Annotated in this window: 19 protein-coding genes and 6 tRNA genes; 22 read left to right on the top strand and 3 right to left on the bottom strand. The window is 32.0% G+C overall.

What is annotated here, in order from left to right:
- Positions 1–5 precede the first annotated feature (5 nt).
- The 14 genes from rplF (at position 6) to OF377_RS01860 (ending at position 8701) form a co-directional block, all read left to right on the top strand.
- On the top strand, positions 6–554 hold the full coding sequence (rplF, locus tag OF377_RS01795) for a 50S ribosomal protein L6 (RefSeq protein WP_263836197.1): 549 nt from the start codon (positions 6–8) through the stop codon (positions 552–554).
- 14 nt (positions 555–568) lie between these two features.
- Complete coding sequence (gene rplR, locus OF377_RS01800) at positions 569–934, top strand: 50S ribosomal protein L18 (protein WP_263836198.1); 366 nt, start codon at positions 569–571, stop codon at positions 932–934.
- 16 nt (positions 935–950) lie between these two features.
- Positions 951–1553 carry a 30S ribosomal protein S5 gene (gene rpsE / locus OF377_RS01805; protein WP_263836199.1) on the top strand — a complete coding sequence of 201 codons (603 nt, stop codon included), beginning with the start codon at positions 951–953 and terminating at the stop codon, positions 1551–1553.
- An 11-nt stretch (positions 1554–1564) separates the two neighbouring features.
- Positions 1565–2047 carry a 50S ribosomal protein L15 gene (gene rplO / locus OF377_RS01810; protein ID WP_263836200.1) on the top strand — a complete coding sequence of 161 codons (483 nt, stop codon included), beginning with the start codon at positions 1565–1567 and terminating at the stop codon, positions 2045–2047.
- Positions 2048–2093: 46 nt separating this feature from the next.
- Positions 2094–3497 carry a preprotein translocase subunit SecY gene (gene secY / locus OF377_RS01815; RefSeq protein WP_263836201.1) on the top strand — a complete coding sequence of 468 codons (1404 nt, stop codon included), beginning with the start codon at positions 2094–2096 and terminating at the stop codon, positions 3495–3497.
- 7 nt (positions 3498–3504) lie between these two features.
- Positions 3505–4140, top strand: coding sequence for an adenylate kinase family protein (locus OF377_RS01820; RefSeq protein ID WP_263836202.1), 636 nt, complete (start codon positions 3505–3507; stop codon positions 4138–4140).
- A gap of 3 nt (positions 4141–4143) precedes the next feature.
- Entirely contained in the window at positions 4144–4899 is a 756-nt protein-coding gene (gene map / locus OF377_RS01825) for a type I methionyl aminopeptidase (RefSeq protein ID WP_263836203.1), read from the top strand.
- Positions 4900–4919: 20 nt separating this feature from the next.
- On the top strand, positions 4920–5138 hold the full coding sequence (infA, locus tag OF377_RS01830; RefSeq protein WP_263836204.1) for a translation initiation factor IF-1: 219 nt from the start codon (positions 4920–4922) through the stop codon (positions 5136–5138).
- Positions 5139–5162: 24 nt separating this feature from the next.
- A complete protein-coding gene (gene rpmJ / locus OF377_RS01835) occupies positions 5163–5276 on the top strand; it encodes a 50S ribosomal protein L36 (RefSeq protein WP_263836205.1) in 114 nt (37 codons plus the stop codon).
- Positions 5277–5289: 13 nt separating this feature from the next.
- Positions 5290–5688 carry a 30S ribosomal protein S13 gene (gene rpsM, locus OF377_RS01840; RefSeq protein WP_263836206.1) on the top strand — a complete coding sequence of 133 codons (399 nt, stop codon included), beginning with the start codon at positions 5290–5292 and terminating at the stop codon, positions 5686–5688.
- Between the two features lie 18 nt (positions 5689–5706).
- On the top strand, positions 5707–6072 hold the full coding sequence (gene rpsK, locus OF377_RS01845; protein ID WP_263836207.1) for a 30S ribosomal protein S11: 366 nt from the start codon (positions 5707–5709) through the stop codon (positions 6070–6072).
- A gap of 45 nt (positions 6073–6117) precedes the next feature.
- Positions 6118–7101, top strand: coding sequence for a DNA-directed RNA polymerase subunit alpha (locus OF377_RS01850; protein WP_263836208.1), 984 nt, complete (start codon positions 6118–6120; stop codon positions 7099–7101).
- A 12-nt stretch (positions 7102–7113) separates the two neighbouring features.
- On the top strand, positions 7114–7473 hold the full coding sequence (gene rplQ, locus OF377_RS01855; RefSeq protein ID WP_263836209.1) for a 50S ribosomal protein L17: 360 nt from the start codon (positions 7114–7116) through the stop codon (positions 7471–7473).
- A 187-nt stretch (positions 7474–7660) separates the two neighbouring features.
- Positions 7661–8701, top strand: a complete 1041-nt coding sequence (locus OF377_RS01860; RefSeq protein ID WP_263836210.1) for a Vmc-like lipoprotein signal peptide domain-containing protein — start codon at positions 7661–7663, stop codon at positions 8699–8701.
- A 44-nt stretch (positions 8702–8745) separates the two neighbouring features.
- On the opposite strand, the gene OF377_RS01865 is transcribed toward OF377_RS01860, so the two are convergent.
- From OF377_RS01865 to OF377_RS01875, 3 genes are read right to left on the bottom strand one after another with little or no spacing between them, the layout of a single operon-like run.
- The gene (locus tag OF377_RS01865; protein WP_263836211.1) at positions 8746–10083 is read right to left on the bottom strand and encodes a DUF31 family protein; all 1338 of its coding nucleotides are present in this window, start codon (positions 10081–10083) and stop codon (positions 8746–8748) included.
- Positions 10084–10086: 3 nt separating this feature from the next.
- A complete protein-coding gene (locus OF377_RS01870; protein WP_263836212.1) occupies positions 10087–11202 on the bottom strand; it encodes an iron ABC transporter permease in 1116 nt (371 codons plus the stop codon).
- Between the two features lies 1 nt (position 11203).
- Positions 11204–12238, bottom strand: a complete 1035-nt coding sequence (locus OF377_RS01875) for an iron ABC transporter permease (RefSeq protein ID WP_263836213.1) — start codon at positions 12236–12238, stop codon at positions 11204–11206.
- A gap of 163 nt (positions 12239–12401) precedes the next feature.
- Here OF377_RS01875 and OF377_RS01880 point away from each other — a divergent pair.
- The 8 genes from OF377_RS01880 to tsf all read left to right on the top strand — a co-directional run bounded on the left by OF377_RS01880 (position 12402) and on the right by tsf (position 15307).
- A tRNA-Asn gene (locus OF377_RS01880) sits at positions 12402–12476 on the top strand.
- A 1-nt stretch (position 12477) separates the two neighbouring features.
- Positions 12478–12554, top strand: a tRNA-Glu gene (locus OF377_RS01885).
- Between the two features lie 34 nt (positions 12555–12588).
- Positions 12589–12664 (top strand) — tRNA-Val (locus OF377_RS01890).
- Position 12665: 1 nt separating this feature from the next.
- Positions 12666–12741: transfer RNA gene (locus tag OF377_RS01895), tRNA-Thr, on the top strand.
- 45 nt (positions 12742–12786) lie between these two features.
- A tRNA-Lys gene (locus OF377_RS01900) sits at positions 12787–12862 on the top strand.
- Between the two features lie 5 nt (positions 12863–12867).
- Positions 12868–12951 (top strand) — tRNA-Leu (locus OF377_RS01905).
- A gap of 169 nt (positions 12952–13120) precedes the next feature.
- Positions 13121–14260, top strand: coding sequence for a phosphatidylinositol-specific phospholipase C domain-containing protein (locus OF377_RS01910; RefSeq protein ID WP_263836214.1), 1140 nt, complete (start codon positions 13121–13123; stop codon positions 14258–14260).
- 135 nt (positions 14261–14395) lie between these two features.
- Positions 14396–15307 carry a translation elongation factor Ts gene (tsf, locus tag OF377_RS01915; RefSeq protein ID WP_263836215.1) on the top strand — a complete coding sequence of 304 codons (912 nt, stop codon included), beginning with the start codon at positions 14396–14398 and terminating at the stop codon, positions 15305–15307.
- The last annotated feature ends 72 nt before the right edge of the window (positions 15308–15379 follow it).

Here is a 15379-nt window from a genome sequence, read left to right on the forward strand (position 1 = left end):
AGAATATGTCTCGTATTGGAAACCGATTATTAACTGTTCCTGCTAGTGTAAATGTTGTTGTTAATGACGATAATGTTGTTTTAAAAAACAGTAAAGAATCATTAACAGTAGCTTATCCAAAAGGTTTAATTACTGTTATTTTCGATAATCAAACCTTAAAAGTAACTCGTACAAACGATGAAAAACAAACACGTATGTTCCACGGAACAGTAAATGCTAACTTAAATAATGCTCTTGTTGGTTTAACAACAGGATGAAAAAAGGAATTAGATATCAAGGGTGTTGGGTTCAAAGCAAAAGTTGAAGCGAATAAACTAAACTTAGGTTTAGGTTTCTCACATCCAGTAATTGTTGATATTCCAGCAAACTTAACAGTTAGTACACCTAGCCAAACTGAAATTAGTGTAGTAGGCGCTGATAAGGCTGCGGTTGGAGCATTTGCTGCAACTGTGCGTGGATACAGACCGCCAGAACCATATAAAGGTAAAGGTGTGATGTATAAAAACGAACACATTATCCGTAAAGCTGGTAAGACAGCTGATAAGAAGAAATAGGAGTTTAACTAATTATGAAAAGAGTTAATTTTAGTCGTAATTACAAACGTACCTTAAGAGCACGTCGTGTTGTTAAGAAAATTCGTTCATTGCAACTTTTCGAACAACGTCCTGTATTAGTAGTAAACCGAACTAATGCTCATATTTGAGTACAGTTAATTGATTACAACACAAACACAACCCTAGCTTCTTCTTCATCTTTTGCTTTAAAACTAGCAAATGGAAATAAAGAAAATGCTGCTAAAGTTGGTGCAGATATTGCAAGCAAAGCTTTAGCTTTAAATGTTAAAAATGTTATTTTTAACAAAAATGGAAACAATTTCCACGGTCGAATTAAAGCGTTAGCTGATGCGGCACGTGCAAACGGATTAGAATTTTAAGAGGAGGAGTTAATAAATGTCAGATACAAACAACCAAGTAGTTAACAACGAAGTGGTTAATGAAACAGCCGCTGTTGAAAAAACAGTTAATAAAACACATGCAAAACCTCGTCGGAACAATTTTAAACGTGAAGCACAAGCGGTTAGTCCTTACGAAGAACGTGTTGTTAAAATTAAACGGATCTCAAAAACAACTAAGGGGGGACGTATGATGCGTTTCTCTGCACTTGTTGTGATTGGTGACAAAAAAGGAACAGTTGGATTTGGAATGGGTAAATCTGCTGAAGTTCCAGATGCAATTAAAAAAGCAATTAAAAATGCAAATAACAATTTAGTTAAAGTTAAACAAACAAAAAATGGTTCAGTATACCACGATGTACACGGACGTCATGGTGCTTCAAAAGTAATGTTATTACCTGCTTCTAAAGGGACAGGAATTATTGCTGGGGGACCAGTACGTGCGGTTGTTGAACTTGCAGGATACACAGATATCTATACAAAATCGCGTGGTGCAAATACAGCAATGAATGTTATTCGTGCGACAATTGATGGTTTATTACAACAAATTAAACCAAGTGAAATTGCTAAACTACGTGACAAAGATGTTAAAGATTTATAGGAGGTTTGATCATGGATTTATCGAATTTACAATATACCCCTAAATCACGTAATCACAAAGTAAAACGTGTGGGTCGTGGACACGGTTCTGGTCTTGGTAAAACAAGTGGACGGGGACAAGATGGTCAAAAAGCTCGGAAATCTGGGCAAGTTCGTTTAGCGTTTGAAGGGGGGCAAACACCTCTTTACCGTCGAACTCCAAAAGTTGGTTTTTCAAACTATAATTTTAAAAAACGTTACAATGTAATTAGTTTACGTCAATTATCATTTATCACAAATGCTTTAGGTGCAAAAAACCAACTAGATGCGAACTTTGTTTATGATATTGCTTTTTATACAAAACATGGTTTAATTAAGAATAAACAATGACCAATCAAAGTGATTGGTGACACTGATGTTTTAAAGAACACAAAAATATATGCTAATGTTTTCTCACAAGGAGCATTAACAAGTATTAATAACAACCAATCGCAAGCTATTATTTTAGATAAATAATTAAATTTTTTTAATTATTTATTTTTTCAATTTTTAGGAGTTTTTTATGAAAGCACAAAGTAGTAAAAAACAAAACATAAAACGATTTTTTGCGATTTTTAAAAACAAAAAAGTTTTGGTCGCAATAGCGGTCACCCTGTCGATTTTAATTTTATTTCGTATCGGTTCCATTGTTCCGATGCCATATATCAAAATTAACGGTAATTTTAACCAACAAGGTTCGTTCTTTGCGATTATGAACTTGTTAGGTGGGGGTGGGTTGTCACAATTTTCGATTTTTGCAATCGGAATTGGACCATATATTACCGCACAAATTATTATGCAGTTATTATCAACCGAGCTCATTCCACCACTTGCTAAACTAGCAAAATCGGGTGAGCGGGGTCGAAAAAAGATGGAAGTTATTACAAGAATTATTACACTGCCTCTTGCAGCTATGCAGGCTGTGGTTATTATCAATCTTTTATCTCAACGTTCAGATTTTGTGAGTGTTGTTAATGCGCCATTTGCAATAAACTCGGCTTTATTTTATGTGACCTTTATTTTTTTGATGGTTGCAGGAACTTATATTTCGTTATTTTTAGCAGATTTAATTTCTAAAAAAGGAGTGGGGAACGGAATTACGCTATTAATCCTTACAGGAATTGTAGCCAATTTATTCTCACAATTTAACGGGGTTTTTAACCGAATGGGAGCTTTAACACCAGATTTAAGCAAGAAAATTGTTGGATTTGTTCTATACGTTGTTTTCTATTTATTAATTTTATTTGGGGTAACTTTTATTAACAGTGCTACTCGTAAAATTCCTGTTCAACAAACGGGGCAGGCATTAATTAGTGATTATGATAAATTACCATTTTTACCAATTAAAATTATGACTGCGGGAGTAATGCCTGTTATCTTTGCTTCATCGATTCTTGCAATTCCGGCACAAGTTAGTGAATTTTTAGATAAGAACTCAAGCGGTTATTATGTGATACAAAACTTTTTTATCGTTGATTCATGAACGGGTTTAGGAATTTATGTGGTATTAATTCTTTTATTCACATTTTTCTTTTCATATGTGCAGTTAAATCCACCACGTATTGCTGAGGATTTAAAGAAATCAGGGCGATTTATTCCTGGAATTAAAGTTGGGGCACAAACAGAAAGTCATATCTCCAAGGTGATTTTCCGGATTAACTGAACGGGCGCATTATTGCTCGCTGCACTTGCGGCACTACCCCACCTAGTTGCATTAATTGCAAAAACAATCAACAATGACCAACCGGTTATTGCATCATCACATATCTTTGGAGGAACATCACTAATTATTATGGTGTCTGCAACTCTTGAATTATGAAATGCAATTAAGTCAACTGCAACATCATCAACTTATTCATACCAACGACAAGCGATTGAAAATAATTTGGGTATGAGTAACGACAACAGTAAATCGCAAATTTGGTAGGAGTATTATGAAATTATTATTTTTAGGGCCACCAGGCTCTGGAAAAGGTTCAATCAGTAGTTTATTGATTGACAACTATCAGTTTAAACACGTTTCAACCGGAAATTTATTCCGTGCATTATTTCAAAGAGAAGATGAATTTGCCCAAGAAGTCAAAAGTATTATTAATCAAGGGTTATTAGTTCCTGATGCGATCACTAACAAAATTGCTCACGAAGCAATTGATCCATTATTAAAAAACAATGATGATTTTATCCTTGATGGTTGACCACGTACTTTAAATCAAGCATATGATTGTGATGCGTATTTTGATTTAGATTATGTAATTTACTTTGATATTCCCGAAGATGTACTGGTTAAACGGATTACTGGTCGGTTTTCTTGTACACAATGTCCTGCGGTTTATAATGTTTTTTATAATCCGCCAAAAGTTACAAATGAATGTGATAGTTGTCACAGTCCATTAATGCAACGGGGTGATGATAATAAAGCATCATTATCAATTCGCTTAGGACAATTTAATGAGTTAACAAAGCCTATTGTTGATTTTTATGATAAAAAAGGTTTATTAAAAAAAGTTAATGCTAACCAACCAATTGAAATGGTTTATGATGCGGTGTTAGCAATTATTAAGAAAAGATAAAATATGCAGATTTATATTAAAACCCCTACGGATATTCAAAATATTAAACAAGCAATTAGTATTTGAAAAAAAGCGAAAGAAGCAATTTTAAATAAAGTTGCTGCAGGAGTTACTTTACTTGAACTTGATCAATTAGCAAATGATGTAATCGTCGCTAATGGTGGTATTAGTGCATTTAAAGATTATTTAGGTTTTAAGCATCATATTTGTATTTCAGTGAATGAGTGCGTCATTCATGGAGTCCCAACCAATTACGCTTTAAAAAGCGGTGATAAGGTCACATTTGACATCGGAGTAAAATATAATGAACGCTATTGTGATGCAGCGTTTACTGTTGTGATAGACGATGCAAATGTGGAAGCACAAAAAATTTCAGATGTTTGCTTATTAGCAATTTATGAAGCAACAAAAATGATTAAACCAGGGGTAAGTAACTTTGATGTTGCTCGAACAATCAATAAGTTTGTTCGAAAACATGGTTATTATATTCTTGAAGACTTTGTCGGTCACGGATGTGGGGTTGAAATTCATGAGGACCCTGCTATGCCGAATTATGTGAACTATTCACAATTCCGTGAAGTTAAACTTGAAGAAAATATGGTTTTATGTCTTGAACCAATGATTCTTACTGGTAGCAAAGAATACATTATTGATAAAGATCAGTGAAGTGTGCTTGCGAAAAACAAACAACTAACGGCTCACTGAGAACATATGATTTTAATAACCAAAGATGGTTGTGAAATCTTAACCCAGGATTAATATACATAAAAGGAAATAATATGTCAGACACACAAAAATTAAAAATGACCGGACGCATCACAGAAGTGTTGCAAGGTGGTAATTTTAAGGTTGAACTTGAAAACAAGATCATCATTAATGGCCATGTGTCAGGTAAAATGCGAGTTCACAAAATCAATATTTTACCGGGCGATATGGTCGATGTCGAATTAAGTCCATATGACTTAACTCGGGGTCGTATTATCTACCGTCACAAATAGAAAATCATACGAAAGGAACTTTTTATGAAAGTTAGAGCTTCAGTGAAAACAATTTGCAATAAGTGCAAAATTGTTAAACGATCAAATACAGTACGTGTGATTTGTGCAAATCCAAAGCACAAACAACGTCAAGGATAGGAAAGGATAAAATATGGCACGAATTTTAGGAGTAGATATTCCGAATGATAAACGTGTAGTAATTTCATTAACTTATATTTTTGGAATTGGTTTATCAACATCACAAAGAATTTTAGCAGCTGCACAAGTTGATGAAAATAAACGTGTAAAAGACTTAAGCGAAGAAGAGATTGCAGCAATCAGAAAAACTGCATTATCTTTCACAGACTATAATGGTGAAAAACTATTATTAGAAGGGGATTTACGTCGGGAAGTAGCGATGAACATTAAACGTTTAATGGAAATCGGTTCGTACCGGGGAATGCGTCACCGTAAAGGATTACCAACACGTGGTCAACGTACACGTACAAATGCTCGTACACGTAAGGGTCCAAGAAAAACAGTTGCAAACAAAAAGATTGAGTCTAAATAATAAATAAGGAGCAATATAATGGCTAAAAAGAAAAAATTAAGTTTTAGTAACGGGATTGCTCACATCCACACTACTAAAAACAACACAATCATTAGTTTAACTGATGAACAAGGACAAGTAATTTCTTGAGCTTCTTCAGGTTCAAGTGGTTATAAAGGGGCAAAAAAGAAAACTCCTTATTCAGCTGGTATTGCTGCAGAAAATGCAGCTAAAGCCGCAATTGAAATGGGATTAAAATCAGTGGAAGTACATGTTAACGGAACTGGTGCTTCACGTGATACAGCTATTCGTAGTTTAAATGCTGCTGGCTTAGAAGTATCAAAAATTAAGGATGTTACACCGATTCCTCACAACGGTTGTCGTCCGCCTAAAAAACCAAGATAATGTATATTAACACATTATCTTTAGGTATTCGTTAAGGAGAGAGCAATGCAAAAATTTTTAAAATATAATATTAATGTTCCCACAGTGCAACAACAAGATCAATCAAAAGCACGGGTAGTGATTGAACCGCTAGAAATTGGTTATGGACACACTCTTGGAAATGCTTTACGTCGAATTTGTTTATCATCAATTCCCGGTGCTGCTATGTTTGCTGTGAAGTTTGCGAATCATGCTCATGAGTTTGAAACGATTGTTGGTGTAAAAGAAGATATTACAAACATTATTCTAAATCTAAAATCATTAGCAATTAGTATTAATACTGAAATGTTTAGTGAAGAATATTTCAATGATCTTATCATTGATAAATGACCAAAAATGGTGATTAATTTTAAAGGTCCTGGGGTTGTGACTGCTAATGACATCATTACACCGGTGGGATTTGAAGTTATCAACAAAGATTTAGTGATTGCAGAAGTTACTGAAAAAGTAGATTTCCAAGTAGATATTTTTGCAAAATTAGGACGTGGTCGTGTTGATTTCTCAACAAATAAAGACTATATTTCGACTTTGCACATTATTCCTACAGATTCAAATTATTCGCCAGTTGTACATTACAAATATGATGTACAAACAGTGAAGGATTCTAAATATTCAAACTCAGAAATCCTAACGATTGATATTGCTACTAACGGAACAATTTCTGGTGCTGATGCACTTGCTGTGAGTGCAAAAATCTTGCAAGAACATTTAACACCAATTATTAATATTAACGAACGAATTAATGAATTAGTAGTAACCAAAGAAAAAGAACAAGAAGAAAAGAAAACTTCTTCAAGTATCCCAATTGATGATCTTGAACTTTCAGTACGTGCGTACAACGCCCTGAAACAAAGTGGGATCAATTCAACAAGTGAATTAATTGAAATGAACAAATGAGCACTTGAAAAAATTAAAAATTTAGGTCGAAAATCAGTTCTGGAAATTATTGAAAAATTAAAAGAACACGGACTTGAATTAAAAAACGATTAAAAGGAGATTTTTATGAGTTACATTAACAAACCAGGAAAAACGAGATCATGAAGAAAAATGGTTACTCGTCAACAAGTGTCTGATGTCTTAAGTCACGGTTCAATTGTAACAACAAAAACAAAAGCGAAGGAAACTCAACGTCATGTGGATCGAATGATCACACTAGCAAAGCAAAATACCCTTGCTTCACGTCGTGCAGCTGCTGCTGTTTTATTAGGAACAAATGAACATACTGCAGATGAATTGTTAACTAAACTATTCAACGAGTTAGGACACAAATACAAAGACCGTGCTGGTGGATACACACGTGTTGTTAAACTGGGCGCACGCTTATCTGATAACACAGAAGAAGCTGTTTTAGCTTTAGTTTAGAAAACAAGTTAACTTTAATAAAAAATGAAGTGTAGTTTGCACTTCATTTTTTTTATTATTAGTAGATAATTTGATTGCTAATTAATTTCGTTTGAATTGTATATTTAAGTTTATTAAAATGATTGTTTTGTGTTCTTTGTTTTAATATAATAATATTATGTGAATAATCAATAGATAAGGGACAAAAATGAAATTTAAAACCAAAACCAAGCTATGAGCCACAAGTATAGGTGTATTAACGATCGTTGCTGGAATATCAGCTGTTGCAACTAGTTGTTATAATGTAAAAGACAATAACCAACGATTGTATCAATTAGCGTTTATTCCTAATAATAACGATAAATTTAATCCTATTTACCAACTAGTGGTGTTTATTCCAAAAACAATTGATCCTATTAGTAAACAGGTGCTTTTAACCCCCGAACAAGTTAAAAATGCTGTTTTTAAGGTAGCAGGAGAAAATATTTCACGTACAACAAATGAACAAGAAAATTACTTGTTAAGTGATATGTTATTTGATTTGCACCGGGACGGAGAAAATTTTTACCGTGTATATTTGCAATTACCAGTTAAAACTAATTTAACAGTCGGTCAAACCTATACAGTTACATCTAACATTCAAGGTTATGAAAAAATTGCACATTTTCAAATCCAAAAAAATGATTTCGATAATGTTGTGGATTTAAAAACATTATTAGATAATTATAAAAATCTAGAAAATATTGACAAGGATGTTCAAAAACTGGAATCAGTGTTGGAAAGTTATAATAATTTTAATAATTTGATGTTTAAATATTTCCGTTCATATGATAATTTAATTGATGAAAATTATGAATTTAACTCTAAACAAAAAGAATTTTTAGAAGTATACAGTACAACTAAAAAAGAAGTTCGTGCTTTATCTGCAAAAAATTATAATGTCTGATCACTAGATATCAAATTAAAAAATGCTTGATTTAAAATGCGTAGTGTTTTTAATAATGATCGTGATATTAAACCTTGATTTGATGCATTAGAAAAATTTAGTTCTGGAATCGAAAAAGCGCAAACTGATGTGGCAGATTTTAATCAACTTGCAAAACTTAAAAGTCAAGCTGTTGATGAACAATCTAAGGAAAATTACAATAATGTTATTCGACAAGTTTATGCAAGTTTTGGTTTTGAGAATATTGAAGATAAATATTTAAAAACAATGATTGAAAAAACATTTGTTTTATTGAATGCATAACTTTTTAAAAATAAAAAAGAGCAAATATAAATTGCTCTTTTTTATTATCTTGTTTGAATTTTGAAAACAAATCGTAAGTGATTATTTGCTAATTTAAGTACTAATGTGTGTTTGTCATAGAAATAAATTTCTTCAATTTTAGCATTAGTTTTAGTTAGCGAATCATTAAATTCATTAAATATAAAAGGATTTAAAATATTTTTAACTAATAAAATATCATTATTTCTGTTGTTAACTATTTTGTTTAATTGTTCAAATTCATCACTGCTTATTTGAATATTTGTTTGTCTTACTAATTCTAAGTATGTTGGTTGATCAATAGAATATTGGTTTTTATACTTTCTTAAAGCATCAAAATAGTTAACGAACAAATTTTGCTTATCTTTATAAACTAACGGGGTGAAATTACCATAAAAAGCACAACCAAATTGTTCTTTAATTTCTAAACCACCTCAGTAGATCCCGATTTGATTTTGGTTTTGATCAACAATCATTGATCCGCTAGCTCCACCACCTAAATTAAAATTTTTGATGCCAATATCATAGCTACTGTATTTTTTTTCGACTCTTCGATTATTTGAATATTTGTGATTATAATAAATAATGGGGTTATCAGCGCGATAGTTTTCTTCGTTTGCGTTCAAAATATAATCATTTAATTTATTGATTTTTTGCTCATGAAAACTAATATATGTATGACTTTGCGAACGGGGATAACCGACACCGGTAATCATACTATTTGAGCGTACATTGGCATATGAAATACCAGTAGTTGGATCAAAGTTTTTAAGAACGGGATTGGTGTTATAAATATTTTTATTAACACTTAAGCGGATGATAGCTAAATCACTTGCTTGATTTTCATATTGGCTCTGGCTATTATCACCTACAATCATTAAATCAAAACCCTGTTTGTTAAAGCTATTTGGTTGATAACTATGAATAACTTTGTTTTTTTGGTATTCAACTAGACGATGGTCAAAATTTTTTTCTGTTAATACCGCATTTCCTAATGTTAAAGTTGCATTATTAAAATTTTTGGAAACTGCAGAAATAACGTGGATATTTGTTGCGATGTAATAAGTACGAATATCTTGTAATAAGTCATATGGCTCAAAATCGAAAATTCATCCGGTTCCATAGATATGATCGATCGTTTGACTTTCAGGATTATAATAATTAAAATGTAAGGATAAACTGCGTTGATATGCATGTTGAAAACTTTTATTTTCTTTAAAAACTTTATATGTAATTGGGGTTATTTCGGAATTTATATTACACGAAAAAGCACAACTAGTAACACTAGTTGTGATTAAAAGCGAAACAGGTATAACAGTACATAAAATAATTTTTGCAGTTTTTGTTTTTTTAAAATACGACAAGGACTACACCTTTTCTTTTTTGGATATTAATATTATAAAGTATGGAGCAATTAAAATGGGAGTACTTAGGTTGACTCATTCTTGCTTAAAGCTTAAACCGAAATATAAAATCAACACCGCTGATAGATAAATTGAAGCTCCCATTGCTCCTGACATTGCAATTCCTTTCTTGAAATTGCTTCGTTGAATACGAATTGCTATGTTTGATGCAACTAGGCCAATGAAGATCAAATTCCCGTTCATTGCATAACTAGCACCAACCATTAGTGCAACAATTGCAAATGTCAAGACTGAATATAATTTAACATTGATTCCTAACTGATTTGCAACTTGTTGATTTGCGGCAATAATTCGGATTTTATTACTAATTAGTGCAAGTACAAAGAAACCGCAAACTACCATCGCAAAAGCAATATACAATGGTGTAAAACTATGATTTAACTCTCCGTGATGATCATTGATTGTTGACATTAAAGGAGTTAGCGAACCAGAAGCTAATCTATTTAAAAAAACAAAACCAAGCTTTTGTAAATAAATATTTGCAATGACAGGAACAATTGCAAGGACGATAAAATTGATAATAATACCGGTTAAAATCATTTTTTTAAAATTAAAGCGTTCGTTTTCTCGACAGAAATAATAGTAAATAACCAATAAAATTAACGGAGTCAAAAAGAAAATAATTGGTTGGATACTTGTTAAATCATAAAGCGTTTGGGCGTTAACATCATTAAAACCAATAACAACCAATAGTAAAACCATAGATAATAAATTAATGTTTCCAATTCCGATAATGGAACTATCAGCAAACCGGTTTTTAGTTAGAGTTTGAATTAAATAGGCTCCAACACCTAAAACTAAGCCAGACAAAAAGATTTGGATAACTAAAAAAGCGGCTTGTTTTATTCGAAAAATACGGGTATTTTCGTCGGGTGCATTATAAAAAAAATCTAAATCTAACCAGTTGAATGATCCAATCATTAAAATAGTGAATAAAACAAGCATAATCACAATTGAAATTAATAAGTGAATCCATCCGCGCAGGTGTATTGTTCTTAAAGGATTCACAAATGTTCAGGCACGGTTTCATTTAGAAATAGAGGGTGCTGATTGATTCATTTTATACTCCTTGATTAATTTTGCGACGTTTTAAAATATATATAAACACTGGTAAAGAAATTATGGCGATAATAATTTGGATTCCTCCTAATTGGATTTCTGAAATTCATGATCCGAAATTTAAAATCATTGTGCCTAACAAACCAGTAATTAACATTTGCAATAGTGCATTTGTGTGTTTAAAGATACGTGTGACAATAATACTAATTACAACGCCGAAAAAGACAATTAATCCTAAAGAAAGCGCAGCAGTAATTGTAATAATTACCAGGCAGAACGCAACTACCCAGTAAATTAAATCAACCTTGATCCCTAATGAACGCGCTAACATTAAATCACGTTTCATAATATCAATTTTTTTTCATAAAAACATAATAATTAATGTGGGGATAATCAATAAAAAAACTGAAAAACCAAATTGAGTCACATTGACCCCGTTAGAACTGCTAACATTTAAATATGATGCTCACCGTCCAACGGTGTTAGGTGAATGAGTTACTAAAATTACATTAATTGCTACAGCAATTGATCCAATTGCAAAAGCAATTAAAATTGGTTTAAACCCGTTATTATTAATTTTGCCTTTAGTTAAAATAAAATTAACAAGAATCAAAATAGAACATAACGCTAGCCCTATTAAATATCTAATTAATAAATTGGGAATATACTCGGCAGTGCTGACAGCAGAAATAGCAATTGCTAAAGTAATTGTGGGTGTAAAACCTAATGTTGTTGGCCCTGACAAATCATTTTTTGTAGTGATTTGAATGGCAATAGTTCCAACACCTAATGAAAAACCAACTAAAGGAGTAATTAGAGCTGGATAAACTGAATAACGAAAAAAAATTGAGTTTTCGGGTTGCAAATAATCAGTACTTAAAGATTTACCAATATATAAAAGGTTAATAATAAAAAATATTAAACTTGTAATGCTAATTAAACTAATAAAAAGAATCTGGTACCAACGCATTTTATTTTTGTGGTAAAAAATTTGGTTATTTATAGAATTTGTTTTATTATTATTAAATTGGTACATAAAAATTACTGTCTTTACCTTATAATATATTGTTATTATTATAATTTATATATTTTTAAATTGCAGTAATATTGCACAATTTTCTTGAATAAAAATATTTTTTATTTTTCTTGACATTGTATAAAAAAATAATTATAATATTATAGTGCTTTTAAGAGCATATGGCTACATAGCTCAGCGGTAGAGCAACCGGCTGTTAACCGGTTGGTCGCAAGTTCGATCCTTGCTGTAGCCGCCATGGCCTGTTGGTGAAGCGACTTAACACACACGCCTTTCACGCGTGCATTCACGGGTTTGAATCCCGTACAGGTCACCATTTAAAATTAATTAAAACAACTATGTTTGTTTCTGGAGTGCTAGCTCAGTTGGGAGAGCATCTGCCTTACAAGCAGAGGGTCGGGGGTTCGAGTCCCTCGCACTCCACCATGCCGACTTAGCTCAATAGGTAGAGCAACTGACTTGTAATCAGTAGGTTGTGGGTTCGATTCCTATAGTCGGCACCATTAAAATTTAGTTCCTATCTATCATTATGATAGGTAGGAATTTGTGCTCTGTTAGCTCAGTCGGTAGAGCAACTGACTCTTAATCAGTGGGTCGCGGGTTCGAACCCCTCACAGAGCACCATTAACGCGCTTGTGGCGGAATGGCAGACGCGCTAGACTTAGGATCTAGTACTTTGCGGTGTAAGAGTTCAAGTCTCTTCAAGCGCACCATTAAAAATTTAAAACTTTGTCTCACAGACAAAGTTTTTTTCTTTTTATAAAATTTTTTATTGTTGCTAAATAATTAGGTAGAATTAACCAACTAAAGCTATTCTTCGCTATAATTATATAAATGTTTTGTGATAACAATTATCTCAAATAAAGAATGAATACAAATAATATGATTAAAAAGACAAAAAATAAAAAAATAGCTTATGCACTGTGGGGGACAACTCTATCTTTATTAGCAATTAGTACGGCAGCTATCCCTCCTGCGCTGTTAGTTCAAAAAACATCAAAACCAACAGAATTAAGCACAATTTTATTCAATAAAAATATTCATAAACACTCAAGCCTTCAGTGGTGATTATGATCGCATCGTAAAATAAACAAAAAACATAAAAAACAATACCCGCAAGATGCATATAGTGCGAATGAATATACATCTTTAAATAATAAGGAATGAATGAAAAAATTAGACGATAGCAAATCAATTGCAGAAGTTAATATTCCTGGAACCCATGATTCAGCAATGTATGATGGATATGGGTGAGCTTATTTTTTTGGTAAACCATGAGCAAAGACACAGTCAAAAAATTTTGCTGAACAATTAAAACAAGGGATTCGTTATTTTGATTTACGAATTAATCAAAATTTAGAATTAATACATGGGATTACCTACTCAAAAACTAATTTCCAAGAAGTATTAGGGATTTTTTCGCAGTTTTTAGCGCAAAATCCAAGTGAATTTTTAATGGTGCGAATTAAATCAGAAAATTATAAAGGTAATAATCGTAGCTGATTTGAAAAAGATTATGAGAATAAGGTTTTTAATCAACTGAAAAACTATAGTAATCAATTATACAAAAATAACGAAATAAGAAAACCTGGTTGACCAACTGTTGGTGAAATGCGCGGAAAAATGATTATCTTTAATAATCTAAATGACCACATTTCTAATAATACTGATTTTGGACCAAAATGAAATGAATCATTCAAACACGGTTCTGCCTGATTTACGATTCAAGATGATTATAAAAGTTTTAGTTATGCAAAACTGAATACAATTATTAATCACTCTGCCTTGTCAAACAATAAATGAGGAAAGAATAATTTATTTATTAACCACATTTCGCACTCTAATTGAAGATCGACAGTTTGAGCATTCAATACATGAATGCTTGAACACGTGCAAGACTGAATTGACATTTGAAATAAAGCTGATAAACAACGCAATTTTGGGGTTGTAGTTATGGATTATCCAGGTGATGGAATGGTACAAAGAATTATTGATTTAAATAAAAAAAGTATTAAAAAATAAGAAAAACCTTTTAATTCGTTTAAAAGGTTTTTTTATTAGCGTATAAGGATAGCAATATCATCTTTTTTTATTTATAATATTAAAAGAGTAAATTGCAAAAGTTGATTTATATTATTACAAAAAGGAAGATAAAATATGACAAAAGTTGAATTAGTTAAAGAATTACGTGCACGCACGCAAGCAGGAATGTCTGACTGTATTAAGGCGTTAGAAAAATCAGATAATGACATTGAAAAAGCAATTATTTGACTACGTGAAAACGGGGCTATTAAGGCTGCTAGTAAATTAAATAATGCCGCAACAGATGGTGTTGTTTTAACAAAACAAACAGATACAAAAGCAGTAATGATTGAAGTAAATACACAAACAGATTTTGTTGCCAAAAATGAACAATTTTTAGCATTAGCAAACACAATTTTAGATACTGCCCTTGAACAAGTTGAAGAAGACTCTGATTTTGAAAAATTACTAATTAACGGAAAACCAATTGCGGAAGCTGGATTAGATCTAACTGCAATTATTGGGGAAAAAATTGCATTCCGTCGTGGTGTTGTTTTGAAAGCAAACAGCAACCAAACACTAGGTTCATATACACACAACAATAAACGTGTAGGCGCAATTGTTTTGGTTGATAACAAAATTGACACAGAAATTGTGCGTAATGTTGCGATGCATGCTGCTGCAATGCGCCCTAAATATTTAAATGCAGCTGCTGTAGATGCAGAATGATTGGCTAATGAAAAAGAAATTATTACTAACCAAGTAAATAACGATCCTGTTACATTTGAAAAAATGGCAAAATTAGCAGATGATAAAAAAACAATGATTTTAGAAAAAACAATTGAAGGTCGTTTAAACAAAATTTTAAAAGAAAATTGCTTAGTTGACCAATCATACTTTAAAGAACCAGGATTAACAATTGCTCAATATCTAGCACAAGCAAAAGCAACTGCCGTTGGTTACTTCGCTTTCGAAGTTGGTGACGGAATGGAAAAAAAACCTGAAATGAGTTTCGCAGACGAAGTTGCTGCTCAAATGAAAAAATAATATATTAATAGTAAAATGAATAGAAAGTTTAATCTTTCTATTTTTTCAAGTATTGACATAACGGAGGAAAAA

The organism is Ureaplasma sp. ES3154-GEN (assembly GCF_025780075.1).
In the GTDB taxonomy this organism is placed as follows: domain Bacteria; phylum Bacillota_I; class Bacilli_A; order Mycoplasmatales; family Mycoplasmoidaceae; genus Ureaplasma.